Source organism: Methylocystis echinoides (assembly GCF_040687965.1).
Classification (GTDB): domain Bacteria; phylum Pseudomonadota; class Alphaproteobacteria; order Rhizobiales; family Beijerinckiaceae; genus Methylocystis; species Methylocystis echinoides_A.
Genome location: NZ_CP156084.1, coordinates 1,184,775 through 1,210,191, shown reverse-complemented (window position 1 = coordinate 1,210,191; position 25,417 = coordinate 1,184,775). Strand labels below are relative to the sequence as shown.

General features: G+C 64.0%; 31 protein-coding genes. 13 read left to right on the top strand and 18 right to left on the bottom strand.

All coding sequences use genetic code 11. From position 1 onward, the window contains the following. Nucleotides 1-324: 324 nt before the first annotated feature. Both RVU70_RS05810 and RVU70_RS05805 read right to left on the bottom strand, forming a co-directional pair. Entirely contained in the window at nucleotides 325-1,734 is a 1,410-nt protein-coding gene (locus RVU70_RS05810; RefSeq protein WP_363350136.1) for an O-antigen ligase family protein, read from the bottom strand. A gap of 49 nt (nucleotides 1,735-1,783) precedes the next feature. Further along, a complete protein-coding gene (locus tag RVU70_RS05805) occupies nucleotides 1,784-2,296 on the bottom strand; it encodes a hypothetical protein (RefSeq protein WP_363350134.1) in 513 nt (170 codons plus the stop codon). 351 nt (nucleotides 2,297-2,647) lie between these two features. Between RVU70_RS05805 and RVU70_RS05800 the strand changes: the two genes are divergently transcribed. From RVU70_RS05800 to RVU70_RS05785, 4 genes are all read left to right on the top strand, one after another. Beyond that, nucleotides 2,648-3,424 (top strand): polysaccharide biosynthesis/export family protein, encoded by a 777-nt coding sequence (locus RVU70_RS05800; RefSeq protein WP_363350133.1) that lies wholly within the window; start codon nucleotides 2,648-2,650, stop codon nucleotides 3,422-3,424. An 80-nt stretch (nucleotides 3,425-3,504) separates the two neighbouring features. Continuing rightward, the gene (locus tag RVU70_RS05795) at nucleotides 3,505-5,721 is read left to right on the top strand and encodes a polysaccharide biosynthesis tyrosine autokinase (RefSeq protein WP_363350132.1); all 2,217 of its coding nucleotides are present in this window, start codon (nucleotides 3,505-3,507) and stop codon (nucleotides 5,719-5,721) included. Further along, a complete protein-coding gene (locus RVU70_RS05790) occupies nucleotides 5,699-6,331 on the top strand; it encodes a hypothetical protein (protein WP_363350131.1) in 633 nt (210 codons plus the stop codon). Before RVU70_RS05795 ends, RVU70_RS05790 begins: the two co-directional genes overlap by 23 nt. A 9-nt stretch (nucleotides 6,332-6,340) precedes the next feature. Further along, nucleotides 6,341-7,639, top strand: coding sequence for a hypothetical protein (locus tag RVU70_RS05785; protein WP_363350130.1), 1,299 nt, complete (start codon nucleotides 6,341-6,343; stop codon nucleotides 7,637-7,639). A 13-nt stretch (nucleotides 7,640-7,652) separates the two neighbouring features. Here the strand turns inward: RVU70_RS05785 and RVU70_RS05780 are convergent, their stop codons facing one another. After that, nucleotides 7,653-8,558, bottom strand: a complete 906-nt coding sequence (locus tag RVU70_RS05780) for a CpsB/CapC family capsule biosynthesis tyrosine phosphatase (RefSeq protein ID WP_363350129.1) — start codon at nucleotides 8,556-8,558, stop codon at nucleotides 7,653-7,655. 154 nt (nucleotides 8,559-8,712) lie between these two features. On the opposite strand from RVU70_RS05780, the gene RVU70_RS05775 reads away from it, so the two are divergent. Next, complete coding sequence (locus RVU70_RS05775; protein WP_363350128.1) at nucleotides 8,713-9,354, top strand: isoprenylcysteine carboxylmethyltransferase family protein; 642 nt, start codon at nucleotides 8,713-8,715, stop codon at nucleotides 9,352-9,354. Here the strand turns inward: RVU70_RS05775 and RVU70_RS05770 are convergent. Beyond that, the gene (locus tag RVU70_RS05770; protein WP_363350127.1) at nucleotides 9,312-10,889 is read right to left on the bottom strand and encodes a sugar transferase; all 1,578 of its coding nucleotides are present in this window, start codon (nucleotides 10,887-10,889) and stop codon (nucleotides 9,312-9,314) included. The two genes, RVU70_RS05775 and RVU70_RS05770, sit on opposite strands and share 43 nt — an antisense overlap. Before the next feature lie 360 nt (nucleotides 10,890-11,249). On the opposite strand from RVU70_RS05770, the gene RVU70_RS05765 reads away from it, so the two are divergent. From RVU70_RS05765 to RVU70_RS05740, 6 genes are all read left to right on the top strand, one after another. Next, nucleotides 11,250-11,477 (top strand): hypothetical protein, encoded by a 228-nt coding sequence (locus RVU70_RS05765; RefSeq protein WP_363350126.1) that lies wholly within the window; start codon nucleotides 11,250-11,252, stop codon nucleotides 11,475-11,477. A gap of 113 nt (nucleotides 11,478-11,590) precedes the next feature. After that, complete coding sequence (locus RVU70_RS05760; RefSeq protein WP_363350125.1) at nucleotides 11,591-12,244, top strand: tetratricopeptide repeat protein; 654 nt, start codon at nucleotides 11,591-11,593, stop codon at nucleotides 12,242-12,244. A 99-nt stretch (nucleotides 12,245-12,343) separates the two neighbouring features. Continuing rightward, the gene (locus RVU70_RS05755) at nucleotides 12,344-12,628 is read left to right on the top strand and encodes a hypothetical protein (protein WP_363350124.1); all 285 of its coding nucleotides are present in this window, start codon (nucleotides 12,344-12,346) and stop codon (nucleotides 12,626-12,628) included. Between the two features lie 107 nt (nucleotides 12,629-12,735). Beyond that, nucleotides 12,736-12,936 (top strand): hypothetical protein, encoded by a 201-nt coding sequence (locus RVU70_RS05750; RefSeq protein ID WP_363350123.1) that lies wholly within the window; start codon nucleotides 12,736-12,738, stop codon nucleotides 12,934-12,936. Between the two features lie 253 nt (nucleotides 12,937-13,189). After that, nucleotides 13,190-13,417, top strand: coding sequence for a hypothetical protein (locus RVU70_RS05745; RefSeq protein WP_363350122.1), 228 nt, complete (start codon nucleotides 13,190-13,192; stop codon nucleotides 13,415-13,417). Nucleotides 13,418-13,456: 39 nt separating this feature from the next. Further along, nucleotides 13,457-13,666, top strand: coding sequence for a hypothetical protein (locus tag RVU70_RS05740; protein WP_363350121.1), 210 nt, complete (start codon nucleotides 13,457-13,459; stop codon nucleotides 13,664-13,666). A 22-nt stretch (nucleotides 13,667-13,688) separates the two neighbouring features. Here the strand turns inward: RVU70_RS05740 and RVU70_RS05735 are convergent, their stop codons facing one another. From RVU70_RS05735 to RVU70_RS05720, 4 genes are all read right to left on the bottom strand, one after another. Next, a complete protein-coding gene (locus RVU70_RS05735) occupies nucleotides 13,689-14,720 on the bottom strand; it encodes an amino acid ABC transporter substrate-binding protein (RefSeq protein ID WP_363350120.1) in 1,032 nt (343 codons plus the stop codon). A gap of 33 nt (nucleotides 14,721-14,753) precedes the next feature. After that, nucleotides 14,754-15,368, bottom strand: coding sequence for a L,D-transpeptidase (locus RVU70_RS05730; protein ID WP_363350119.1), 615 nt, complete (start codon nucleotides 15,366-15,368; stop codon nucleotides 14,754-14,756). Between the two features lie 57 nt (nucleotides 15,369-15,425). Beyond that, nucleotides 15,426-15,806: a hypothetical protein gene (locus tag RVU70_RS05725; RefSeq protein WP_363350118.1), complete on the bottom strand. Its 381-nt coding sequence runs from the start codon at nucleotides 15,804-15,806 to the stop codon at nucleotides 15,426-15,428. 299 nt (nucleotides 15,807-16,105) lie between these two features. Next, nucleotides 16,106-16,474 carry a hypothetical protein gene (locus tag RVU70_RS05720; protein WP_363350117.1) on the bottom strand — a complete coding sequence of 123 codons (369 nt, stop codon included), beginning with the start codon at nucleotides 16,472-16,474 and terminating at the stop codon, nucleotides 16,106-16,108. A 211-nt stretch (nucleotides 16,475-16,685) separates the two neighbouring features. Here RVU70_RS05720 and RVU70_RS05715 point away from each other — a divergent pair, with 211 nt between their 5' ends. Then, nucleotides 16,686-17,348 carry an O-methyltransferase gene (locus tag RVU70_RS05715; RefSeq protein WP_363350116.1) on the top strand — a complete coding sequence of 221 codons (663 nt, stop codon included), beginning with the start codon at nucleotides 16,686-16,688 and terminating at the stop codon, nucleotides 17,346-17,348. 54 nt (nucleotides 17,349-17,402) lie between these two features. On the opposite strand, the gene RVU70_RS05710 is transcribed toward RVU70_RS05715, so the two are convergent. From RVU70_RS05710 to RVU70_RS05670, 9 genes are all read right to left on the bottom strand, one after another. Further along, nucleotides 17,403-17,843: a hypothetical protein gene (locus tag RVU70_RS05710; RefSeq protein WP_363350115.1), complete on the bottom strand. Its 441-nt coding sequence runs from the start codon at nucleotides 17,841-17,843 to the stop codon at nucleotides 17,403-17,405. A 180-nt stretch (nucleotides 17,844-18,023) separates the two neighbouring features. Continuing rightward, nucleotides 18,024-18,416: a DUF2946 family protein gene (locus tag RVU70_RS05705; protein ID WP_363350114.1), complete on the bottom strand. Its 393-nt coding sequence runs from the start codon at nucleotides 18,414-18,416 to the stop codon at nucleotides 18,024-18,026. A gap of 59 nt (nucleotides 18,417-18,475) precedes the next feature. Next, nucleotides 18,476-19,534, bottom strand: coding sequence for a GTPase ObgE (gene obgE / locus RVU70_RS05700; RefSeq protein ID WP_363350113.1), 1,059 nt, complete (start codon nucleotides 19,532-19,534; stop codon nucleotides 18,476-18,478). Between the two features lie 7 nt (nucleotides 19,535-19,541). Beyond that, on the bottom strand, nucleotides 19,542-20,144 hold the full coding sequence (locus tag RVU70_RS05695) for a GNAT family N-acetyltransferase (RefSeq protein WP_363350112.1): 603 nt from the start codon (nucleotides 20,142-20,144) through the stop codon (nucleotides 19,542-19,544). Nucleotides 20,145-20,338: 194 nt separating this feature from the next. After that, entirely contained in the window at nucleotides 20,339-20,605 is a 267-nt protein-coding gene (rpmA, locus tag RVU70_RS05690) for a 50S ribosomal protein L27 (RefSeq protein WP_363350111.1), read from the bottom strand. 58 nt (nucleotides 20,606-20,663) lie between these two features. Next, nucleotides 20,664-20,966 (bottom strand): 50S ribosomal protein L21, encoded by a 303-nt coding sequence (rplU, locus tag RVU70_RS05685; RefSeq protein ID WP_363350110.1) that lies wholly within the window; start codon nucleotides 20,964-20,966, stop codon nucleotides 20,664-20,666. A gap of 199 nt (nucleotides 20,967-21,165) precedes the next feature. Then, nucleotides 21,166-21,495: a hypothetical protein gene (locus RVU70_RS05680; protein ID WP_363350109.1), complete on the bottom strand. Its 330-nt coding sequence runs from the start codon at nucleotides 21,493-21,495 to the stop codon at nucleotides 21,166-21,168. A gap of 69 nt (nucleotides 21,496-21,564) precedes the next feature. Continuing rightward, nucleotides 21,565-23,076 (bottom strand): murein L,D-transpeptidase family protein, encoded by a 1,512-nt coding sequence (locus RVU70_RS05675; RefSeq protein ID WP_363350108.1) that lies wholly within the window; start codon nucleotides 23,074-23,076, stop codon nucleotides 21,565-21,567. 48 nt (nucleotides 23,077-23,124) lie between these two features. Then, nucleotides 23,125-23,652, bottom strand: coding sequence for an adenine phosphoribosyltransferase (locus tag RVU70_RS05670; protein WP_363350107.1), 528 nt, complete (start codon nucleotides 23,650-23,652; stop codon nucleotides 23,125-23,127). Between the two features lie 115 nt (nucleotides 23,653-23,767). Here RVU70_RS05670 and RVU70_RS05665 point away from each other — a divergent pair, with 115 nt between their 5' ends. Further along, complete coding sequence (locus tag RVU70_RS05665) at nucleotides 23,768-24,091, top strand: hypothetical protein (RefSeq protein WP_363350106.1); 324 nt, start codon at nucleotides 23,768-23,770, stop codon at nucleotides 24,089-24,091. Here RVU70_RS05665 and RVU70_RS05660 read toward each other — a convergent pair. Further along, entirely contained in the window at nucleotides 24,086-24,967 is an 882-nt protein-coding gene (locus RVU70_RS05660) for an S-methyl-5'-thioadenosine phosphorylase (protein WP_363350105.1), read from the bottom strand. The genes RVU70_RS05665 and RVU70_RS05660 overlap by 6 nt on opposite strands. Nucleotides 24,968-25,417: the final 450 nt, after the last annotated feature.

The window sequence follows — 25,417 nt, the reverse complement described above, 5'->3', positions numbered from 1 at the left end:
CCTCTCAATTTGCGAGCCTCATCGTCAACGGTACCGCAAATCCTTTTAGGAACAAGCGCAGAGCTTGCCAAGAAAAAAAGGGTCGCGGCGGATGCCCGGCGCAGGAACGAGAAAAGGGGTCTGAATCACATAGTTAAGTTCCCAGTCCCGTTGTTGCGGAGTAACTCCTCATGGCTGATTGCGACTATTCGGGGGCGGCGTGCGCAGGCGACGCGCCAAGCTTTCTACACGAGCATACGAATATCCAGCTGCGCCATGCCGGCGCCCCTCAAGCGGTGAGGGGCGCGTTCGACGCCATGCAGGCTTGGAAACCGGGTCTTTGAATTATCTGCGTCGATCTGCACGTCGCGGGAGAGCCGCCGCCGGCGGCTCGATCAACAAGGCGCATGAAAAGGCGAAAACCGACGCGAGGGCGCTGGTGCGCAGCGGATAATCCACGAGAGAGTGAATGAGCAGAAGCAGAATGGTGACGATGGACGCATCGACAAGATACGTATCGGCCGTCACGGGGCGGCGCTCATCCATCAGCGCCCTGCGAGCGCGGATGATCAGCCAGGCAAGGAAAACGCATACCAGTAACAGCCCGCCGATTCCGGTTTCCAGCGCAAGCTCGAGAAGATCGTTATGCGCATGATTGGCGTAGCTTATGACAAAGAGATCTTTTGGCTTTTCAAACATTTGATAGGTTGGGATAAACGTGCCGAGCCCGCTCCCCGCCGGCAGAAAGGCCTCAGCGGCCAGAAAAGTGACTCTCGCGAAAACGGGCCGCTCGTCTCCGAGCGGGTCGCGTGCAAGGCGATCGAGCAGCGCCCCCAGCGAAGACCATCCAACGAAGAGGAGGGCTGCGCCGACGAGAGCAATGATCCCGCCGATGGCGGGCCGGCCCAAGCGCCACTGCGCCTCATCGATGTCATCCTCGCCGAGCCCGCCTTCAGAACTGCGGAAGAAAGCAACGGCGAGGAGCACGCATAATCCGACGAACATGAGGAAGACGCCGGCGCGGGATCGGGTCACGATCTCGACGGAAATCAGGGTCAGGAGCGCGAGGCCCGAACCGACTGCTATGGCCATTGTCTGGCGGTTTTGCGAGCGGCGGTTCGAGCGCCGCGGATTCAGCGATGCGAGCATCCACGCGGTCGTGGTCATAGCTCCACAATAAAGCAGAGCCGCGAGAAGGTTTTGATTGGGAAAAAACCCTAACGGCTGCGTGGCGTCGACAGATGCGTAGAACCGGAAAACGCTGTCGGAGCCCTGGGCTTTTTGCATCAGGCCGATGAGCCCGCTGACGACAGCGAAGGCGGCGAGGACGAGACTTAGTCGCCGTCGATCGCGCCAGTTGAGAGTCACGACCGCAAGGAACAGAGCAAGCGGCGGCAGTAAGGAAAGCGCCGATAACCAGGTCGCGTCACGCGCCAAGCTGATTGGCGCCCATGCGAGGGGGTCGCCCAGCAGCGCGTAGGCGGACGCCAATGCATTCCGCCCCGGCAGATGGGTCCACAAAATCGGCGGGAGGGGCGCAAGTTGAAGGAGCGGCAAGGCGACGATCGCCGCGCAAAATGCAATGCTCCAGCGAAGCGGCGTCGATTTCGGGACGCCGCCCAGCCGCCAGATCGCCACGAGCATGAAAGGAACAGAGACGATCTGAAGGATGGCGTCCGAGACGGAGCCGTGCTGCGTCGCGCCGCCTAACAGCAGGCTCGCGAGAAACCCTGCCGCCGTAACGTAGAAAAACATCAGCCGCCGCCCAGTTCAAAAACCGAGCGGCGGCAAACGCCGAAAGGCGTCATTGGGCGGTGTTTTGACCGGTGACAGTCGAGGGCAGCGGCGGGTTCACGATCGGCGGAATGAACGAGCTCGAGGAGCTCTGTTGGGAAGCCAGAGCGGCTGCAATGCCGCCGCCGACGCCGATGAAGCCGGCCGGGAGCCACCAGCACGCCCCGGGATTGGCGTCGACGCTGCAGCAGAGCGGGTCGAGCGAGCCTTGGCACACCTGATCCGGGTTCTGACCCTGGCTGATGAGTTGCGCCCGGAACGAACACGGGGACTGCTTTGCGACCGTCGCCAACGCGCCGGCGGGGATGCTGATGCTGCAGCCGTCGGAATAGACGAGTTTGACGCCGGCCTTCTGTCCGACCTTGATCTTGTCGCCCGGGCCGACTTCGGCCGAGCTCTTCACGGCCGTAAATCCTTCGCCATGGCTGACGCGGACATCGCCCTTGATGTCGTTGAGGGTGGCTGCTTGCGCCGCAGTCGCGGCAAACAGGCTAACAATAAGAATTTTCAGAGTCTTCATCAACGCGCTCCTTTAGGCGTTCGCCTACGCATTCGGCAGGGTCAGCTCCCGCCTTACCGAGCTCGGTGCAAATCTTCCGCCCTATGCGGAACACGTTCCGAAGTACTGCAGCCCATCTGAGCTCGCAAGCTTGGCAGTAATTTGGACTTGGGTTTTTATTTACACGTTGCCGAAAGGCAACAGTAATAGAGCCTCTGTTCGTTAATTTTTGGAAAGCGTCGCGTGCGACGACCTCGTATATATGCGTATCGAGGAAAAAAGTTCGCTTTTGGCCGCTTGTGCGATAAAGGAGTTGATCAGGCCAAGGAGTGGCGGCTGCGCACTTGGCGTAGCTTTTGATTATTAAGGTGGTCCATGGGCGATCGGGTGCATCAGCGTTACTTTCTGTATTGCGCCAAAACCTTCCAAGTAATGGTTTTCCTGAGCCTTTTTGCGATAGTGACGAGTGGATGCAACGGCGTGCCGGGCGACGGGACGGGGTTCGACGCACAGCAGCAGCAGCAGCCGGCGTCGTCTCCCGATGCGGCTGCGGCCAAGGTGGCGGGCAAATACATCTCGACGACAACGCCGGGCAGCGCCAGCTATTTGATCGGCCCGCAGGATGTGCTTGACATTACTGTCTTCAAAGCGCCCGATCTCTCGCGGACGGTTCCCGTGGCGGACGATGGGAATATCAATCTGCCGTTGATTGGAGCAACGCCGGCGGCCGGAAAAAGTCCCTCGGCGCTCGAGAAGGAGATTCAAAAGCGTCTCGACGCCGGCTATATGCGCTCGCCACAAGTCACCGTGGTCGTCAAAGAATACAACAGCCAGCGGGTGACGCTCGAAGGAGCCGTCAAGAATCCCGGCGTGTTTTCGTTGAAGGGGAACGATACGCTCGAACAGGCGATCGCCAAGGCGGGCGGCGTGGACCGAGCGACGTCTTCCGACAGCGTGGTGATTTTCCGGACCGCAGGCGGCTCCCGCACAATGATCCGCTACGATCTCAGCGGCATAAGAAGCGGCACGGCCGAGGATCCGCCTGTTCAGCCCGGCGACGTCATCGTCGTCGAGGACTCCACTGCCAAGACCAGTCTGAATCTCGTGCTGAAAGTACTACCGGTCGCGGGCTATGCGGTGCCTTTCATCTGACGGCAGGCGATCGCGTGAGGAATAAGTAGATGACCGAGAGAGAACTGCCTGTTCAGGTTGAGCCCCAAAACCGAGGGCCGATGACCCAGAGCTCCGCCAAATGGCCGGGCGGCTACGTTTATCCTGACATGGGCGGCTACTTTGGAGAAGCGCAGGGAGAAAGCTCTGATCTCGATCTTCGCGAGATCGTCAGGGTGCTCCTCAAGAGGAAGCGACTGATCGGCGTCGCGGCGGCAATATGCCTCGCTCTCGGGTTGCTGTGGATTTTGCTGCAAAAGCCGCTCTACACGGCGACCATCAGGGTTCAGATCGATAAGAGCGCGACGAATATTCTCTCCGACAAAAACAGGGCGCCGGGCGAGATAGATTATTCAGAGGATTATCTGAACACGGAGCTGGAGTTGCTGAAGGGGCGCAATCTTGCGGAGCGCGTCGCGTCCCGCCTGCGCCTGGACCGTGAATCCAGCGCCAAGGGCGACAGCCCCAGCGATCGGTCGGAGCGCGATCATGCGGCGGGGGGGACCGTGCTGCGCGGCGTCTCGGTCAAGCCGATACCGGGAACCCGCCTGGTCGACATCAGCTATACGGACGCGGACCCTTCGCGGGCGCAAAAAGTCGCGAACGCTTACGGCGACGGTTACGTCGCCGCCAATCTGGATAAGCGGTTCCAGGCCAACGCCTACGCAAAGTCCTTCTTGGAAGACCAGCTCAAGCAGCTCAAGCTTCGGCTCGAAGAGGCCGAAAAGGCCATGATCGCCTTCGCCGAGAAGGAGCAGATCGTCGGCACGTCCGACAAGGCTTCGGTTGCCGAAAACAGCCTCTCTGCCGCAAACACGGCGCTGGGCCAGATCATCGCCGAACGCATCAAGAATGAGCAGTTGTGGCGTCAGGCGGAGAGCGCCACGGGCATCGACTTGCCGCAGCTCTTGACCAACAAGGCGATTGAAGACTTGCGATCCAGGCGCGGGCAGCTCGTCGCCGAATATCAAGAAAAGTCGCAGACGTTTCGCGCCAATTATCCCGAGATGGTGCAGCTGAGCAGCAAAATCAAAGAGCTGGAGCATCAGCTCGGCGTCGAGGTCAAAACGGTAAAATCATCGCTGAAGGCCGCCTATGAGGGGTCTTTGAGCCAAGAAAACCAGATGAAGGAGCGAATCGAAAAGCTGCGGCAGGACACGCTCGATCTTCAGAAGCGGAGCATTCAGTACAACATCCTGAAGAGGGAAGTGGATTCGACGCGTTCGCTCTATGAAAATTTGTTGCAGCGATACAAGGAAGTGGACGTCGCCAGCGGCATCGGCACAAACAACGTCTTCATCGTCGAAAGAGCTCAGCTTCCATCCTCGCCGAGCTCGCCCAACCGACCTTTTGTGATGGCGATCGCCCTGGGCCTGGGGCTCGTGATCGGGGTCGGCGGGGCTTTCGCTCTGGAGCACTTCGACGACGTGGTCCACGATCCCGCGGAGGCGGAGAGGGCTTGCGGCCTCACGTTGCACGGGATCATTCCGAAGCCGCCGTCGGGCAGGTCGTTCGAAGAGGAGTCGGCCGACGCGCGATCCGCGATCTCCGAGGCGTTCAGATCCGCCTGCACGTCGCTTCAGTTTTCGACCGAGGCGGGGGCGCCGAAAACGCTCGTTATTACAAGCTCGACCCCAGGCGAGGGGAAATCCAGCGTCGCCTTCGGTCTCGCGAATAGATTTGCCGCATTGGGCGTGCGGGTTCTCGTCATCGACGCAGATTTGCGCAAACCTGCCCTTCATGAAAAGGCGCAGATCGACAACAGCATCGGCCTGAGCACCTATCTCACTCACAACTGCGATCTGGGCGAAGCCATCCGCGAGCTCGAATACACCAATATTCACATTCTCTCCGCGGGACCGACGCCGCCGAATCCGGTTGAATTGCTGAACGGCGCTCGCTTCGCTTCCCTCGTTTCCTCGAGCGGCGAAGTGTTCGATATGGTCATCATCGACGCCCCGCCCGTGATGGGAATGGCGGACGCTCTGGTGCTCGGCAATATTGCAAAAGCCACCCTGTTCATCGTCGCCGCCGGACAGGGACGCATTGGATTGATCCGGAACGCCATCAAGAGACTGAAACGGTCTCGCGTAACTCCGATCGGCATGATCGTGACAAAATACGATCCGCGGAAAACCGGCTTCGGCGGAGATTACGGCTATGGTTACGGCTACGGATACGGGTACGGATACGGCGCTGAACCTGACAAGATCGAATCGAGAGACATAGACGCGGGCTCTGACAAGGAATCGGCGGATGACGGCTCTGCCGCCGCATGACGACGAACTCGCGGCGATCAGGGCGGCGCTGTCCTTGACGTCCCTTCCGCCGTTCCGTCGTCAACTGCGCAAGGCGGCTCTGCCGGAAGGCATGGACCTTCTGCTGAGCGTTGCGGTCGACGGCGGCGCGGCGGCCGCTGTCGCGACAAGACTTCAGCGGAGTCCGCAGCAAATCATGGAAGCGGCGGGGTTTTTCATTGAGCAGATCATGCTCGCTCCGGGAGGCGACAGCTATCGCACGCTCGGAGGATCGAGAGAGACTCCGTCACAGCAGCTGCGACAGCATTTCGTTTATCTTTGCAAATGGATTCATGCGGAAGAGCGGGACGGCTTCACGGCGAAGGCCTATCTCGTGAAAATCACTCAGGCTTGGAACAATATCAAAACGCCGGACCGGCGCGCCGCCTATGACCAGTCGCTCGACGCGCATCTTTCGCCGCAGGCCTCCGGCGACGACAGGAAGGCGCGCGGTTGGGGCGCGCAGAAATCGAAGCGCGGGTCCTCGGCAAAAGCTTCCGTTCTGCACGGACGAACGCGTATTGGCGTCCGGCGCAAACGCCGCAGCCTCATCAGTCGGATCATCGCCTTCGCCATCAAACTGAAATTCTAGCGCATGTTCATGTTTGACCGAGATCGGCTTGAGCAAAGGCAGGGTTCCTCTGGGGCTATCGCTCCCATTCTCTGTTATGGGGCGCTGGGCCTCGTTCTTTGCTGGCTCATCGTGCGCAATAGCGTCGCCGCCTATCTTGCCTGGAGCGAGCCGCAATGGGCGCTGCGTTTGAACGCCAGCGAACCAACCGCGCTTTCCAGGGTCGCAGACAAGGCGATCGACCCAACGCTGAAGCAAGGCGGCGAGGCGACAAAGTCAAAACTCTTGCCGCGAGAGCTCGACGAGCTGAAGTCAGTCGTCGAGCGGGCTATCGCGCTCGATCCGCTCCGGGCTCGAAATTATCGGCTGCTGGCGCAGATCGCCGAGATGCAGGGGGCGAAGAAATTGGCCAGCGCCGCAATGGTGGCCGCCGCACGGCATTCGCTTCACGATGGTTATGCGGCTTTTTGGCTCATGGGCAAGGCGCTCGAAAACAAGAACTTCCAGGCTTCCGCCTATTATGCGGACGTCTTGTTGCGATCAGGGTCGGTTTCTGCGGAATATGTTTTGCCCGTTTTCGCGCGCATGCTGGAAAGCAAGGGAGCCGGCGGCCAGGAAGTCATCAAGCTCCTGACCGGAAACCCGCCATGGCGCGGCGTCTTTTTCAGCGAGATTTACAAATATCTTTCCGACGTCGCCGTTCCCCTGGAGCTGTTCTTGAACCTGAGAGAAACCGCGGCGCCGGCCAGTCCGGACGAACTCAACGCCTTTCAATGGATTCTCTACCAGAAGAAGCTTTATCCTCTCGCTTACTATGTCTGGCTTCAGTTCCTGCCGCCGGAAAAGCTGGAGGACGCGGGGTTCTTGTTCAACGGGCGATTTGAGGAGGCGCCGACCGGTTCGCCCTTCGACTGGCAAGCGCCTGTGGGAACGAATGTGACCGTCGATTACGCGGCCAAATCAGAAAACGAGACGGATCGCGCGCTCGTGGTTGGCTTCAATTCGGGGAGAGCCGAGTTTCCGGGGGTCTCACAATTGACCATGTTGACTCCCGGGCGCTACCGGGTCCGGGGCTCCTACAAGGGCGATCTCGAGGGGCCGCGGGGCGTGGAGTGGGCGGTCTCCTGCATGGACGGGCCCGTGTTGGGACAAAGCCAGAGGTTTCTTGGTTTGGCTGAGGATTGGCGGCGCTTCGAATTCGTCTTCGCAGTGCCCGACAAGGGCTGCGCGGCGCAAGTCTTGCGCTTGGGCCTTGCGGCGCGTTCGCCGTCCGAGGAAATTCTCTCGGGCGAGATTTGGTTCGACGACCTCTCCATCACGCCGAACTGAGAACGCCCGGCGTTCAGTTGCCGCCGGGTCGTTTCTGATTTGCGAAAACCGTTTTCAGGCCGGGGATGGCGGTAAGCACTTTCGCGCCGAAGGCGGTCACCCCGCCCTGGCGACGATCGGCGGCCCGGCCGGGGCGGCGCCGGTTCTCGTAGGAGGCCGCGTAACTTCCCGGATTGAGCGCGCCGGGCGGCGGCGCCGCCTGCGACGGGTCGGCGTTCTCGAGAATTGCATAAGGCCGCAAATAGACCAGCTGCTCGGCTTCCTCGGCGCCGACCCATTTCTCCGCGGCGGCGCGGCCGGCGGCGAGATCGGGTCCCCGCCGCCGCACGCCATGCGCGTCCGACGCGAGGATGTGCACCAGCCCTTCATCGAGCATCCGCTCCGCCCAATATTTCGGCGTGCTGCCGAAAGCGCCGGTGAGCGATCCGGATGTGATTTGCATCCAAACGCCGGCGCGCGCGAGGCGCACAAACGTCTCATACTGCGCCTCGATCCATCGCAGCCGCTCGGGGTGCGTGAGCACGGGGACATAGCCAGCAGCGAGCAGATCGAAAAAGAAGGCGTCTATTCGGGGAGGCGCGACGTGATGCGGCGGCTCGACAAGAACATATCTGGTGCCTGCGAGGGACGGAATGTTCCCGCTGCGCAGACCGGCGATCATGTTGGGCGTCATATGCGCGTCTGCGCCAGCGACGAGCGTGAGGTCGATGCCAGCGTCATCGAGTTCACGCTGGAGCGCGGCGACCGCCTCGAGGATCTGCGGGCCGGTATTGTCGTAAACCCCCGGGAAGATGTGCGGCGTGCAGGCCTGCACGATTACGCCTTGCGAGGCGGCGATGCGCGCCATTTCGAGCGAAAGATTGAGGTCGGCGGCGCCGTCGTCGATGCCCGGCAGGATATGAGAGTGGAGGTCGATCACAGTGGTCTTCTTCAATGATAAAATAACGCACTTGAATAATGCCGGGTCGATTTGGCCTTTATAAGGCGCGAGGACTTTTGTCTTGGTCTTTTTATCTCAGGCATCGAGCGTGTTACATGCCTATACCGTTCATCCGCAATGCGAGGCGACGAAAGTGACCAGGGAAAAGCTCCATGACCTGGCGATGGCCAGTCCGATTATCCTCTGGTTCGCCGTCGGCGCCGTTGGATCGTCGCTGCGCGCCCTGGAGCTGTTCGGGGCAAAGGCGGGGACGGCGCAGATTTCTCTTCAGATCGCGACGGTCGTTTTTTTGATGGTGGCGATTGCGCTGTTTATCATACGAAAACCGCCGATAAAAAAGGCGAAGGGGGCGGGGCCGGTATCGGCGGGAGTCATCGGCTGCCTGACCCCTTTTCTGGTTCTCGTTCTGCCTCGAGCAACGCTTTCACAGTCGGCGCTCGCCGTCCTGTCTGCGCTGGGTCTGCTCGGAACGGCCGCTTCCATCTATGTGCTGTTTTGGTTGGGGCGATCGTTCAGCATTCTGCCGCAGGCGCGCGGCCTCGTGACCAACGGGCCCTACCGGTCGATTCGACATCCGCTCTATCTGGCCGAGTTTGTGATCATCGCGAGTAAGGCGTTTGAACTCGCGCCGCCTTGGGCGGTCGTGGCGCTGATGGTCGCGATCGGCTCCCAGATTGCCCGCATCCATTATGAGGAAGAGGTCCTCTCCGAGGCCTTCCCCGATTACAAGGCCTATGCGCGGCGCACGGCGCGACTCATCCCGGGCGTATATTGAGCGCCTCTTTCAGTAACGCTTCGCTCGAGGTCCAGGACGGCGCCGTGGGGCGTCTCAGCGGCGCCGGTCCCCGATCCTTCAACGCTTGAAGGCGCAAAGCTCGACTGGCGCCATCGCATCGCGTGCCGGACGGCGATGTGGTTCTGTTTTTCGCCCATCAAGGCGACCATGAGGGTGCTGAAGACGATGCGCATGTCCAGCATGAACGACGCGTGGCGGATATACCAGATGTCGAGCGCGTCCTTCTCCTCGGGCCCGATTGCCGTGCCGCCGTTGATCTGCGCCCAGCCGGTAATCCCCGGCCGGACGAGAAGACGCGTGCGGGGGTCTTTCGGTTGGTCGTGCGGCAAGAGCGGACGCGGCCCGATGAGAGACATGTCTCCTACGAGTACGCTGTAAAGCTGAGGGATTTCGTCGAGGCGGGTCGCCCTGACCAAGCGGCCGATTCTGGAAAGACGCTGCTCTTCCGGAATGCGGCGTCCCGTTCTGTCGAAGGGCGCATGGTAGGTGCGGAACTTGTAGAGCAGAAACTTCCGCCCGTGCCTGCCGACGCGTTGCTGCCAGAACAGCATCGGCGCGCCCACGTCGTAATAGGTCAAGGCGGCGACGACGGCGGTGATCGGGAGCAGAGCCGCGAGCAAGGCGCTCGCGCCGATGACATCGATGATGCGCTTGATCTCGAAATACTCGCCGACGTCGCTCATCTCCTCGACGTCATAAACGGGCGTGGGGGCCGCCTGCGGCTGAAGATTCAACGCTTCCGAAAGGCGCAGCAACGGCAGGCTTCGTGCGCGACAGCGGGCCGCCACATAGTCGGCGAGATCGCTCGCCAGGGGCGCCGAATCCGAGACCCACACCTCGTCGATCGCGACGCCGTGGACGAGATATTCCTGAATGATTTCGTCGATGTCCGCCGCATTGCCGACGACTTTCACGCCGCTGATCTTGCGTCCCATGATGGACGGGCGTCCATCCAGCGCCGCGACGACGATCGTCGTTCTCGGCCGCTGACAATCGATCAGCCGGATCGCCGCGGCGGCGAAATGATCGACGCCGACGATCAGGACGCGCCGATAGTCGGACGCCTGCGACGTCGAGGCCGACGGGCGATGCGCATGATCCTGGAACATCGTGCGGGCGATGAGCCGCGTCGCGACGAGCCCCGTCACGAGGACGAGCCCGTGAATCAGGGGCGTCGAGCGCGGAACGCCCTCCAGTCGCGTGAGCATGAAAGCGGCGACGCTGCTCAAAGCGACCGCGCAGGCGACCGCGGCGCAGAGATTGGCGGCGTCGCGAATGGAGAAGAAACGGCTTATCCCGTCGCTGATGCGGAAAAACAGAAAGCTGCACAGCGACAGAACGATGGCGATGATTGCATATTGATAGGTTTGTGGAACGACGCCTGCCGCTCCGCCGACGGCGAGGAGCGTCGGATCTCTCAGCGCAAGCGCAACGAATGGCGCCGCTATCGCCCAAACGACGTCCAGCGGCTCGAGCCGCAAGCGATAGCGGTCCCGGGATGTAGGCGAAGCCAATCGCATATATTAAAGCTTCCCTAATCTTCCAAGTAAGGACATCGATTGTAATCAAGCAATTGAGAGCGGGCAATATGAATTGTTGGCGCTCTTATTGCCAAGCTTAAGTACAAAGTTGAAATATACGCGTGATTTCAGGGGTTTTCAAAGCTGAATACAGTGAGTTTTTATTCCATTTTTACTGCGCGCTGACTATTTTCTTTCCGGCAGTCAAGGTCTGGGCGCCCGTGCGGCGGCTGTGAGTGAGCGCATTTTGGCGGCCCGGGAGTGGTCGGCTGGCGAAAACTCGCTACTCTGCTCCTCAGCCAAGAAGCGCGGCGACCGCGCGAGGGGCGACTGCTGGTCCGGGGGAGCGACGCGATGCGAAAGACTCAGGTGAGCGCGCCGCCCGTCATCCTCGCCGCCGCCGCGCTGAGCGGCGCGATTCTCGCGATCCATATCTATCTGCATCTCGGCGATTACACGGCTGAGCGCGGCCTTTTGGCGTTCGCGCAGGTCGCCGGGATTTCGTCCGCCTTCGGCGCCATGGTCCTTTTGATCTTGGAAGCCGCGCGAAATGCGCTGGAAAACTGGCCGGGACGTGAGTAACGATCGCAAAAGATCACTACTGGCAAGAGCTTAATCTTTCCGAAGCATTTTTTGGCGCAAGCTCGCATGGTCGGAGCAGGGCCGTTGGGCGCCTGTTTTGCAAGAGTCTTTGCATGCCAAGGATGCGCGCGCTTTTCCTTGCCCTGATTTTCGCGACAGCCGCCGCGGCGTCGCTCGGCCCCGCGCAGGCCGCCCGGCTCGGCTATTCGCGCGGCTCGTGTCTCAGCGAGGCCTTGCCGGCGGTCGAGGCGGTGTCGGCGTGCACAGCGGTCCTTCAGAAGTTCAAGAATAATGCGACGGTGTTGCTCCGCCGCGGCGTCGCCTTCGGCGAACTCGGGGCGTTCGACTACGCCATCGGCGATTTCAGCCGGGCGATTCGGCTCGCGCCGGATCATGCGCTGGCCCTGAGATTGCGCGGCCTCGCCTATGAAATGCAAGGACAGGCGTCTCAAAGCCTCGCGGATTATCTGCGCCTGCGCGACCTGGGGCGATCCGACGCCGAGCTCGAGGCGGCGATCCGCCGGATCACGGAGCCTCGCGCCGGTTTGGACGGACCCGCCGCGCCGGCGCCGCAACCGGCTCAGCTCCCGTCGCCGCAAGTCGCGAAGAGCGTCGCAGCCGTAGAGCCGCCCAAGCTCGCCGCCTCCGACAGATCCCGTGCGTCGGTTGCTCCCTGGGTCGCTCTGCCGGCGGCGCTCCTGGTCTGCGCGGGGGCGGCGCTTCTCTTGTGGCGCTCGCGGCGGCGCCGCGACAATTTTGCCGTCTGACGGGGGGCGGCGTTCCGCATCGCCGCGCATTGACCCTGTCGACCCACCGCCTATCTGCCCCCGACGGCAGGGGGCGATGGGGCGTGAGGGAAGAAGAGCATGGCGCGGCACTGCATCTCACTGTTCGTAGCGCTGGCGCTTGGCGTTCCGTTCGCCATGGCGCAGGGCGCGGGAACCTCCGAGACGCGCGGCGGCGCGGGGGCCGGAACGTCCGACCCGCCGGGGCCCGGCGGCGGCCAGCCAGGGCGCTCGGGGCAGGGCGCGTCGACCGGCAACAGAAGCGCCCCGGCCGGTAGCCGCGAGTCCGGCAACTTCGGGTCGGGGCTCGATTGGGGCGTGGGCAGCGGGGCGGGAAGCTCGGGGATGCGCGGCTCTACGAAGTAACGGCGAGGTCGCCACTTGCCGTCTCTGGCCTCGATGTGCGGCGGCGCACATCGGGGCGCCGTCACGATCGCTAGCTTGCCGTCGTCAATCAGACAACGGAGGCGATCATGTCAGACACGCTTTATTCCGCCATGCACGGCGAATCCGCGCGCCGCCAATTCCGCATTTCGCTTTTCATGGTGATCGCATTGGCGATCGGCGCAGCGCTCATCGGCTTTGTCACGCCGTCGGCGCCCGCGCAGGACGCCGCAGCGCTCGACGACGGCGGCGTTTTCGTCGGCCGTCTGGTGGCTTCGGGCGACAGATGAGTCCGACCCTGCAGCGCGCCCGGCGCGCCGAAAGCGGCCGGGCCGGGAAGAGGCGAAATCGTTAAACGTTCCTTTCTTCGATTACCAAAACTTTACCTATTTCCAACTTTGCTTTGGGTTACGTCCCCCTTGTCCCAATGAAAGCGATTTCGACGCGCAGTTTCGCGCGACAGGGCCGCGGTGCGGCAAGCGCCGGAGGGGCGTTTCTGCGAGAGGCAAAGAACAATCATTCGTAAGAATGTGAGGAAGCCGTATGTCGCACGCCTATTTGATCGAGATTGAGCAGGATACGGTGGGGCTGATCGTTCGCGAGGCGGAGGGCTATCGCTTTTATGCGACGCGGCGTTCGCTGAGCGCGCTCCAAAGCAATCTATTTTGCACCGCGACCGAAGCCCGCGACGCCATCATGGCGCTGCAGGACCGCCCAGAGGCGAAGCAGTCGAGCATGACGCCCCTCCACCGCGCCGCCGCAGCGGAATGATCTTTTTCAAAAAAAACAAACGGTAACAGGAGTGTCGTGATGACCGAGTCGACAGACAGGAAATATCTCGAAATGCGTGAGCGTCAGGCGCGCGATTGGCTGCTGCGCCATTATCAGGACATTGGCGCCCCGGCGATCGCGGCGGCGCTCGACGTTGCGGTCCGACCCGAGAAGAAGCTCGAAAAAAGCGCCCTGGAACGGCTCGGCGTAATGCCGAGCTTTCTTCTCGCCGACGATCACGCCGCCTGACGCCGCAGCGTCGGCGCGCGGATCAGCGAAGGGGCGGCGCGTATTGAATGCCGCCCATCGTCCACAACTGATTGAGCCCGCGCGCAATGCCGAGCTTGGATTTCCGGCCGACGTTGCGCTCGAGCGTTTCGCCGTAATTGCCGACGTTCTTTACGATATTGACGGCCCAGTCGGGCGACAGGCCCAGATGCTTGCCAATGTCGCCCTCGGCGCCGACAAAGCGGCGCACCGCCGGCTTCTGGGACTTTTTGGCCTCTTCGACATTGGCGCTGTTGATGCCGAGCTCCTCAGCGTTCAGCATGGCGAAACTGACCCATTTCACGATGTTGAGCCACTGGTCGTCGCCCTGACGCACGGCGGGACCGAGGGGCTCCTTCGAGATGACGTCGGCCAGAATAACATGGTCGTTCGGCTTCTTGAGTTCGAGCCGGTTCGCATGCAATTGCGACACGTCGCTCGAGATCACATTGCACTGGCCGGAGTCGTAGGCCTTGAGAATGTCGGCAAGAAGCTCGAAGCGCACCGGCTCGAACTTCATATGATTTTGCCGGAAGTAGTCCTCGACATTGGCTTCCGTCGTCGTGCCCGCCTTCAGGCAAACCTTGGCGCCGTCGAGTTCGAGCGCGGATGTGGCCTTGCGGCTTTTCGGCACGAGAAAGCCCTGGCCGTCGTAATAGGTGGCTCCGGCGAAGACGAGGCCCTGTTCGACCTCATTGGAGAAAGCCCAGGTCGAATTGCGCGACAGCAGGTCGAACTTGCCGGACTTCAAGGCTTCGAAACGCTGGTCGGCCGCGACCGGCACGAATTGAACTTTCGACGGGTCGCCGAAGATCGCCGAGGCGACGGCGCGGCAGAAATCGACGTCGAAGCCCGACCATTTGCCCTTGTCGTCGGCGATCGAAAATCCGGCGATTCCGGAGCTCACCCCGCAGATGAGCGCGCCCCGCTGCTTCACCGTATCGAGGGTCGAGGCCTGCGACGCCGCTCCAAAAAGGCAGAAGGAGGCCGTCAGCAAGGGGATGAACGCGCGAACGCGCTTGTGCAGAAGACGCATAACGACCTCTTTCAATAGCGGTAGGAGATGAAACTACAGATCCGCCGCCTGCTTGACGACGATCTTGGTGCCGATCGGAACGCGATTGTAGAGATCGGTCACGTCGCCGTTGACCAGTCGGAAGCAGCCCGACGAAACGGCGTGGCCGATCGTCTGCGGCTGGTTGGTGCCGTGGATGCGATAGACCGTCTGGCCGATGTAAAGGGCGCGCGCGCCCATCGGATTGCCCGGTCCGCCGGCCATGAAACGCGGCAGATAGGGCTGGCGCTGGATCATCTCCGGCGGCGGGCGCCAGTCCGGCCACTCCTGCTTGCGGGTGATCTTGTGCATGCCGGCCCATTGGAAGCCTTCGCGGCCGACCCCGATCCCGTAACGAATGGCGCGATTGTCGCCCTGCACGAGATAGAGATAGCGGTCGGCCGTGTGGACCACGATGGTGCCGGGCGCTTCCGTGGTGCGGAAAAAGACGACCTGTCGCTCGTAAGGCCCGGAAAGCGTCTCCTCCTCCGGGCTCGGCTCATAGCCTGGCTGCTCGTCGATCTCCATTTCATCTGCCTGGGGGCTCGCCGCCGTCGCGGCGCCGAAGCCAAGCAGAAACAGCGCCGAAGACGCCACCATCAGGCGGATAGCCTTGACTGCAAATGCCATCGTCGAACCTCTTTCGGGATGGGCCTAACTGAAATATGCGACGCGGCGCCTTCGCGCTTATGTGCAGCGAACGTAGACCATCGTGCCGTAGCGCGTGGAGTTGTCGGGGCTCACCCATTTCACGGTGAAGGAATTGTCGTCGATTGTGACAATTTCGCGATCGGTCGGCACGGCGGCCGGACCCGGCGGGCCGAGATAAGTGACGCCGCTCGGGCTGCCTTTGAGCACCAGCTCCGACACCTGCGGTTCGTCCGCAAGATGCATCATCACGCCGCCGGTCGGGCCGGGCTTGATTGCATAGGCGTTGTTGCATTGGCGGCGCGCCTCCGCCTCCGTGCGGGGGCGGTCGCTGTCGCGATGGTAGGCGGCGACGCCCCAGCGGCCGACGAGGGCGCCGGGCGCGATGGTCGAGGGAATGGCGGGAACGCCTTGCGCCACGCCGGGGTTCGCCGTCTGAGGGGAATTACAGGAAGCAAGCGGCGCGGCCGCCATCCCGATGGCCAGTGAAACTATAAGCGGACGCATATTTGAAACGCGCATGAAGACACCTCGGGACTTCGACGGCGACTAAGCCTCGACAAAAGTAACAAGCACGCAAGCGACAGGCGCGTAAAGTCATAGCATAGCTAAAGAATCATTCTAGCCACAATTTTGGTGAACGGCGCGGGCGCAAAGGGCGCGCAAATTAAAACGCCGGCCCGAAGGCCGGCGTTTGAGCTCTCTTACACAGGAACAGCTTACTGCGCGCCGGCGCGGATCGAGAACTTGCCGTTGGAGCAGGTCACGTCGCCGTTGAAGACGCGGCCGGTTTCGTTCGGCTTGCCGGTCCAGACGCAATCCTTCTTGTCGTCGGTGCGGTCGACGAGCTTGACGGTGTAGGCGCCGCCGGCGACCGTGCCGTCGAGCTTGTAGGTGAGCACCGAGCCGTTATCGAGCTGCAGGTCGGCCTTGCCGGTGACCTTGTCGCCCTGCGCAGCGATCGTCCAGGTGCCCGAGGCGCGCTTGATGCCGGACGTGGCGATTTCCGTCACGTTCCACGACTCGGCGAGAGCCGGGACGCTCAGGGCGACGACCGCGGCGGCCGTGGTGAAAGCAAGCTTGATCATTCGTTTCGCTCCCATAAAATTTTGGCTGATGAGCGGCTTCGTCGGCCGCAGGGAGACTGAGGCTTAATCGAACTGCGGCCATCAAGCCTTCCTCGTTCTGCTCACAGGTTGAGCGCGAACTGCGGCACTTGGCACGAACATCCGCAGAAGGTCAAATGGTTTTGCCTCGAACGAGGTCAAGCTGCCGCCGCAAGCGACAAGGAGTCCGGCGATGACAGAGAGTTGGCGAGCGGTCGACGATTACATTGCAAATCGCCTCATCGCGCCCGAGGAGGGGCAGCACTCGACGCTCGACGCCAACAAGCGCGCCGGCCTGCCCGCAATCGATGTTTCTGCGCCGCAGGGCAAGCTTTTGCATCTGCTCGCCGCCGCGACCGGCGCCACGCGCATTCTCGAAATCGGAACCCTCGGCGGCTATTCGACGATCTGGTTGGCGCGGGCGCTGGCGCCGAGCGGCAAGGTCGTGACGATCGAATTCGAGCCGCGCCATGCAGAGATTGCGCGCGACAATATCACGCGCGAGGGCGTCGCGGAGAAAGTCGATCTGCGGGTCGGCGCCGCGCTCGACATTCTGCCGAAGCTGGCCGCCGAAGGCGGCGCGCCCTTCGATCTCTCTTTCATCGACGCCGACAAGACCAACAATGCAGCCTATTTCAAATGGGCGCTCCAACTCTCCCGGCCGGGCGCATTAATCGTCGTCGATAATGTCGTAAGGGAAGGGGCGGTCGCCGACGCCGCCACGACGGATGACGGCGGCCTCGGCGCGCGGGCGCTCTTCGACGCCGTCGCCGCCGAGCCGCGCGTCGCCGCGACGGCGATCCAGACGGTCGGCTCGAAGGGTTGGGACGGTTTTCTGATCGCGCGCGTCAAATAAATGCGGCGGCCCCCACGCGGGTCGCGCGGGGGGCGGCTGCGAACCCTCGCCGCCTCAGATTTCGCCCGGGTCGGAGGATCGGATCGGAGCCCCATCTGCCCCGTAAAAAGCGGCCTCGACGCGGCGGCCGGCGTCGTCATAACGCCAGGCGATGCGGGCGGCGCCCACGTCCTTGCGGACAGTCGGCTTGCCCTCGGCGTTGAAATAGGCCTCCTCGACCTGATTGCCTTTCGCGTCATAGGCGCGCGCCACGCGTTCGGCGCCGAGCCCCTTGCGCTTGATCGGGCGGCCGTCGGCGTCGAAATACATTTCCATCACTTCGATGCGCCCCCGCTGTGGGGCGTCGGGGTAGAGCCGCTCGGCCGAAGAGCCGACGCGGATCGAGCCTTCGAGGGGCGCGGTCAGTTTGCCATTCTGCGAGCAGCGCCGCTCGCGCGACGAGATGCGGGCGACGGCCTTGACCGGCTTTCGCTTCCGCGGGGAATTCTGATCCATGATCTGAAGTCACCTAAACGCGCTCCAGCCGGCCGCAACAGAGGCGGACACAACGGGCCTTGCGGCCCGGCTTTGGCAGAGATGATCAAGCGCAAAGCTCTCTGGAGACGCTGTCCAACGCCATGCCTCTTTCCCGCAGGGGCGGGCGAGGCCGTTCGACGCCGCTGGTCGCGGCGGGCTTCAGGCGAAGGCGGGGGGCGCGCGCGAGCCGAGCGGCGGGGTCGCCGCCTCCGATCCCGACAACGCATGCTCGAAGGCGAGGCGGGCCTCGATATAGGTGAGCGCCGGCGGGGTCTCGCCGACAAAGGCGGAGGGCGTCGTCGCGCCGCCCAGGGAGGCGCAATGGATGACGCAGCAGGCGTCGCCATGGCGTGTGGGCCGGATCGGCGCGCCCGGCGAGCCGTCGAGAGGGCCGGAGCTCTTGCCGAGGCAGATCGCGTCGGCGAAAAGCGCCGCGCCGCGAGCGCTGGTGACGGCCCCCGCCGCGATCCCCTGCAGGATGAGCAGATAGGCCACGAGCAGCGTCGCCGCTGTCGAGCCGAAATGCCTTCTCCTGTCGTTGCGTGGGATCATAGCCTCTCGAAGCTAGTGGTTGCTCCCGTCAAGGTCAATGGGCGGGGCATAATTAACGGTCAAGGTTCCCAGGGGGCAGGCGCGGCGACGCCCGCCTCGGCGCGGGAGGCGTCGATGCTGGCCCCCAGGGCGCGCAGCGCCTCGGTGACGCCGGCGCCCGTGGCGGCCGAGAGCGTCAGCAGCGGGCCCCGCGCCTCGGGTGGCGGGCCGGCGCTGGCGATCGCGCGTTTGAGGCGCTCGCGCTGCTTCTTGAGATGGTCGGGATCAACCGCGTCGCTCTTGGAGAGGGCGACGATCTCGGGCTTCTCGTCGAGCCCGGCGCCATAGGCGGAGAGCTCGCCGCGCACGGTCTTGTAGTCTTTGCCCGCGTGTTCGCCGGTGGCGTCGATAAGATGCAGCAGCACGCGGCAACGCTCGACATGGCCCAGAAACCGGTCGCCGAGGCCGTGGCCCTCATGTGCGCCCTCGATCAGCCCCGGAATGTCCGCGAGCACGAACTCCCGCTCGTCGGCGCGCACGACGCCGAGGCCGGGGTGCAGCGTGGTGAACGGATAATCGGCGATCTTTGGCTTCGCCGCGGTCACGCTCGCCAGAAACGTCGATTTGCCGGCGTTCGGCAGGCCGACGAGCCCGGCGTCGGCGATGAGCTTCAGCCGCAGGATGAGGGTGCGCTCCTCGCCGGACTGGCCGGGATTGGCGCGGCGTGGGGCGCGGTTGGTCGAGGTGGTGAAATGGGCGTTGCCGAAGCCGCCATTGCCGCCCTTGCAGATCACCACGCGCTGGCCGACCTCGGTGAGGTCGGCGATCAGCGTCTCGCCGTCCTCTTCGAAGATTTGAGTGCCGACCGGCACTTTCAGCACGGCGTCGGCGCCGCGCCCGCCGGCGCGGTTCTTGCCCATGCCGTGCATGCCGGTCTTGGCCTTGAAATGCTGCTGGTAGCGGTAGTCGATCAGCGTATTGAGGCCGTCGACGCATTCGGCCACGACGTCGCCGCCGCGGCCGCCGTCGCCCCCGTCCGGGCCGCCGAATTCGATGAATTTCTCACGCCGGAAGGAGACGCAGCCGGCGCCGCCGTCGCCGGAGCGGACGTAGACTTTGGCCTGATCCAGGAATTTCATGAAAGGCTCACGTTGACGTCAATCTGGGGCGGCGCGCGCCAAAGGCGGTATGGGCTGCGCCGCGCGAGAGCCGCGTGCGCAGGACCTTCAGCCGCGCGCCGCGGGCCGGCGCGTCGATTTCCGCCTCGCCGAGGCTTACGAAGCCGAGCTTCTCCTGCACGCGGCGGGAGGCGAGATTGCCGGGCAGGGCGTCGCAGACGATCTCGCCGAGCGAGGAGACGCCGAAAATCATGTCGACGAAGACCCGCGCGGCTTCCGTCATCAGGCCCTGGCCCCAAAATTCCCGACCGAGCCAGTAACCCAGTTGCGCGGTTCCGCGAAAATCCGACCCATGCGCGCCGATGACGCCGATCGCTTCGTTGGGCCGCCGCTTGAAGGCGAGCGCCAGCACGAGCCCCTGACCCGACTCGTTTTCGGCGCGCGCGCGACGGATGAACTGCTCGGCGTCACGCAGATAATAGGGGTGCGGAATATTGGCGGTCTGCGCGGCGACGTCCGGATCGCCCGCGAGGCGCGCGATGGCGTCGGCGTCCGACATCCGCGGCCACCGCAGCCACATCCGTTCGGTTTCCAGCCTGAAAACGTCGTCGTGGGTAATCTCGGGAAACATGAAGGGCTCCAAGCGAAAGACCGAACCGGCCCCGGACGCGACAAAGGGGAAAGCGGCGGCCGCTTCCCCCTGCTGGCCCAGACGGGCCGTTTCCGGACATTTCGCCTTGGAGCCTTCAAGCTCCTTGCGGGGTCTTCAAGACGACCTGTCCGCCGGGGAAGGACCGGCGGCGGGTCGCTCGCGATCCGTCCGCCTTACTCTGCGGCCTGGGCCGCCGGCGCCACGGATACGCTGGAGCGCCCGCGGCTGGATTTAAACTCGACGACGCCGTCGACAAGGGCGAAGAGCGTGTGGTCCTTGCCCATCCCGATGTTGCGGCCGGGATGCCACTTGGTGCCGCGCTGCCGGATGATGATGTTGCCGGCGAGCACCGCTTCGCCGCCAAATTTCTTGACGCCGAGGCGCCGGCCATCCGAGTCGCGGCCGTTGCGTGACGAGCCGCCCGCTTTTTTGTGAGCCATTTTCCTGCTCCGAACCGTTTCTGTTCAGCGGCGCTGAGACCGCTTGTGAATTCTGTCGTTAGATCGCGAGAATCTTGACGAGCGTCAAGTCCTGGCGATGGCCGCGCTTGCGCTTGGAGTTCTGGCGGCGGCGCTTCTTGAAGGCGATCGACTTGGCGCTGCGCGCCTGCTCGACGATCTCGCCCGACACGCTGGCGCCTGCGACGGTGGGAGCGCCGATCTTGGGGGAGTCGCCCCCGATCATCAGCACCTCGTCGAAAGTGACCTTGTCGCCCGGCGCGCCCTCGAGCGCCATGACCGTGATAATGTCTCCAGCGGACACGCTATACTGCTTGCCGCCGGTTTTGATGACTGCGAACATCTTGTTTTCCTGTGTTCGGACCCGGCTCTCGCATTTTGCGCCTAACGCCGTGACGTTACGCGTGCGGGCCGGCTTCTTGGCAGTTGGACCGGTTGCGCTTCGCTCAAAAAGAAAACGCGGCGAGAACGCCGCGACGAAGCAGAGATTGCCTAGCGCTTCGGCCGGGCCTTGTCAATGGTCAGGCCGCGCTCGCCGCCGGCTAATAGCAGTTAGCCGCCTTCATCTGCGCAAGCCAGCCCATGCAGGCGGCCTGGGCGCGATTGGCGCGGGCGGCCCGGCGTTGCGCCCGCCAATAGGCGTCGTCGTCCGCGTCCCAGCCCCCGCGATCGTCATAGCCGCGTCCATAGCCCCCCGGATAGCCTCTTGGCGGGCCCCCGCGGCCGGCGGCGTAATTCTGCTGAACGATGCAGTTGTTGTAGGCGTTGGCCAGGGTCATGCAGACGGCCACCTTCGGGCCTCCCGCCTGAACCGGGGAGGCGGCGAGCAGCGCGCCGGCGCTGGCCAGGAGGAAACGGCGGATCCTTGACATGAACTTCTCGCTTGCGGCGATACAGGCCACTGTAATCTCCTCCCTTTCTCATGAAGGGAGTCTGAACGATCACCAGCCGGCGACGCGGCGACAGGCGGAGGAGCCGCCGTCGAATTCATAGTGGTCGCCGCAGGCGAAGGCGACCGGCGGCTCGCCCGTCTGCTCGAACATATCGTAGCCCTGCTTGAGGTTCTGCCAGAAGCCGGCCCATTGCGAATAGCCGCCGCCGCCGCTGACGAAGGCCAGCCAGCCGCCCGTGTTCCCGGTTTCGCGGGCGAGATTGGCCTCTGTCATGCGAAAGGGAAAAATATGCACCGGGATTTCCTTCTGCCCGGCGCGCAGGGCGGCTTCGACGAAATTGTAAATTTCCTCGATTCCGCGGTCGGTCATGGCGAAGCAACCGACCGACTTGCAGGCGCCATGCACCATGACGAGCCCGCCGGTGCGGCCGTTCTGCCGGTCGAAGGCGTTGGGATAGCCGACGTTGAAGGCGCGATAATAATTGGAATGCGGATTGAGCTGCCTGGCCGAGACGCTGTAAAAGCCCTCGGGCGATTGATAATCCGCCTCTTTGAGCTTGGGGCCGAGGCGCCCCGACCATTTGCAGATCGGGAAGGTCTTGAAGAGCGCGTAGCGGCCGTTTTTCTTCAGCCACAGTTCGAGCTGACCCTCCTGCTTGAAGATGCGCACGAAGACCGGATCGCCCATGCCGAATTTCGGCGGCGGGGGCTGGAACGCGTCTTCCGGCGCGGGCCGCAGCGCCGGCTCCTGGAGGCGCGCGACCTGTGCCCCCTCGGCGGCGGCTGGCGCAGCCTCGGTCGTCCCTGGGGCGGCGGCGTCCTTCGCCGGCGCGAGGGCGGCGAGCTTGACAAGATCGGCCGGCCGAGTCGGCGGCGTCGGCACATCCACGTAGAGCGGCGCCGAGGTCGCGGCGGGGGCGTTCTCCGGCGCCGGCTGGGCGGCCTGGGGCCATTGCGGGAAAGACCAGGATAACGCGGGCGTCTGCTGCGCGGGCGCGGCGGCAGGCGGCGCCGGCTGCGCCGCGGGCGGGGCGGGGTCGGGTGGGGCCGGCGCCTCCAGCGCGGCCAGGTCGCGCGGCCGCACGGGCGGCAGCGGGGTTTCCGCATTGCGAAATTCGGGGGGCCGCGTCGGCGGAGGCGGGGGGAAGGACACGGACCCCTCCACGCCGCCGCCGCCGTCGAGACCGGTCGCGGCCGGCTCGGGCGCGCTCTCCGCGGGCGCCGGGGTCGCGGCGGCGATGGCCGCAGGGGGCGCTGGCTGCGCCGTCATCGCCGGGAGCGGGGCGACGCCGGGGAGCAGCATCGCCGCCGGAGCGGCCGGGGCGGTTTCGGCGGAAGCTGGGGAAGGGGCGGAGGCGGCGGGCGGCGGCGTCGCGCCGCGTCGCAGCCCCGGCAGGATGGCGCCGCCGGCGGGATGCGGCGCGCCGGGCGCGACGGCGACTTTACCGGCGCCGGCGCGCGGCTTGCCGGCTCCGGGCAGATAACGCAGCGCGCCGACGCCAAGACCGAACGCGGCGACGGCGAGCGCGGCGAACAGAAGATGCGTGGGGCGCGGCTTCATGAGCGGGCGTTTGGTTCCTCTCGACGCAGAGCCTGGGGCCGCCCCCGGTCAATGTCCCTCGAAGGCGACGAGGGTGCGCACCGGCACGCCGAGCGCCTCGATCTTCTTCGCGCCGCCGAGATCGGGAAGGTCGATGACGAAACAGGCTGCGACCACATCCGCCCCCATTTTCTGCAAGAGCCGGATCGCGCCCGTCGCGGTGCCGCCGGTGGCGATCAGATCGTCGACGAGAATGACGCGCTCGCCTTGCGCGACGGCGTCGACATGCATCTCCATCTCGTCCGTCCCATATTCCAGCTCATAGGCAATCGACACAGTCTCGTGCGGCAATTTGCCTTTTTTGCGAATCGGGATGAATCCCGAGGAGAGTTGATGGGCGACCGCGCCGCCGAGAATGAAGCCGCGGGCCTCCATGCCGGCGACCTTCTCGATCTTCATCCCCGCCCAGGGCTGAACGAGTTCGTCCACCGCCTTGCGAAACGCCTTGGCGTCGCCGAGCAGCGTCGTGATGTCGCGGAAGAGAATGCCTTCCTTCGGATAATCCGGAATCGTGCGAATGGCGGCGCGAAGCGGCATTAAATGACCCTTGGTGGCATATTACGGCATTCTCAACCTTAAGTTGAGATCGCGCTGGCGCGCGCAGACAAGCTGCATACACTGCAACCGGGCCAAACTCCAAGGTTGTCGCCAGATGCGCCGCGCCGTCGCCTTTTGCCTCGCGCTTTTTCCTTTCGCCGCCGCCGCTCAGGGCGACGCGCCCCAGTTCCCCACGCCGCCGCCGCTCCTGGGTTCGGCCACGCCAGTCCAACCTTTCGGTCCCGCAAGCCAGGGGAGCGCTCAGGGCGCGGGGCAGGCGGCGGGATTCGGTCCTCAGGGCTATGGCGGCTGCTACGGCTGCAGCTATTCGGGCGACTACTACGGGTCGAACGCGGCGGCCCGCGCCCCGCGCCGCCGCTGCGGTTGCAGGGCCAATGGCGCAATGGCTGGTGGTATTATTGAGCTTCGGCCCCTATGAGCGCCGGGCGTTCACCCGCGCCATCACCGCGTCGAGCTTTCTCAGCAAAGCCGGGTCGCGCGCTTCCGGCGCCGTTAGAATGGCGTTGTCGAGCGCGCGGTCGGAGCCGATGGGGCATGGCTCGTGTTCGGGCGGAAAATCCTTCAGCACCCGCGCCACGAGACGCGCAGCCGCGGCCGAGTTCCTGCGCACGATCTCGATCACCGACGCCACGTCGACATGATCGTGCTCGGGATGCCAGCAGTCGAAGTCGGTCACCATGGCGATCGTCGCGTAGGATATCTCGGCCTCTCGGGCGAGCTTGGCCTCGGGCATGGCGGTCATGCCGATGAGATCGAAGCCCGCCGCCTTGTAGTGAAGCGATTCGGCGTAGGTCGAGAACTGCGGCCCCTCCATGCAGACGTAGGTCCCGCCGACCGCGATCTCGATCCCTTCCGCGCGCGCCGCTGCGGCGATGCGCCCCGACAGCAGCGGCGCGATCGGATGCGCCAGGGAGACATGCGCCACGCAGCCGTCGCCAAAGAACGACGACTGGCGCGCGAAGGTGCGGTCGACGAACTGGTCGACGAGCACGAAAAGGCCCGGGAAAAATTGGGATTTGAACGAGCCGCAGGCGGAGACGGAAATGATGTCCGTGACGCCGGCGCGCTTCATCGCGTCAATATTGGCGCGATAGTTGATCGACGACGGGGCGAGCCGGTGGCCGCGGCCGTGGCGGGGCAGAAACACCGCCTTCGTGCCGCCGATCTCCCCGAAAACCAACTCGTCGGAGGGTTCCCCCCACGGCGTCGTGACCCGCTCCCGCCGCACATTCTCGGCGCCGGGCAGTTCGTAGACCCCTGAACCGCCAATGATGCCGACAACCGCGCGCGTCATGCGCCTCTCCCTTTGACAGTCGGCGCGAACGCCCGGGCGTCAACTTATCGCCGCGGCGCGCCGGAGGCAAAGAGCAGCTTGGCTTCATGGGCGCGCGTTTTTTCGACTGTCAAAATGCCGCAGGTCGCGGGGACCGCGGCGCGCTGGCGAGACCAAGAAGGCGGCGCCGGCGAGGTCTGAAAGAAACGCGGTTCGTAGCGCGGGAATCAGGAAATTCGCCGGCGTCCCATTCCGCCGCGCGCGCCGCCGCACCAGGCGCGCAAAGGGTTTGCGCGGGCGCGTGATTGAAAACGAGGCGCCCGACAGGGTTGCGCCGCAAAATAGGCTGTGTTAGGGGACCCTCGCCCTGGGACTGGGGCGTTGCCGCTTTCAGTTCCTGCCCCTGCAGCATCCGTCGTTTCTAGGCTGACCGCGAAAAACGCGGCGCATTCTGTAGCGCCGTGGCCGGCG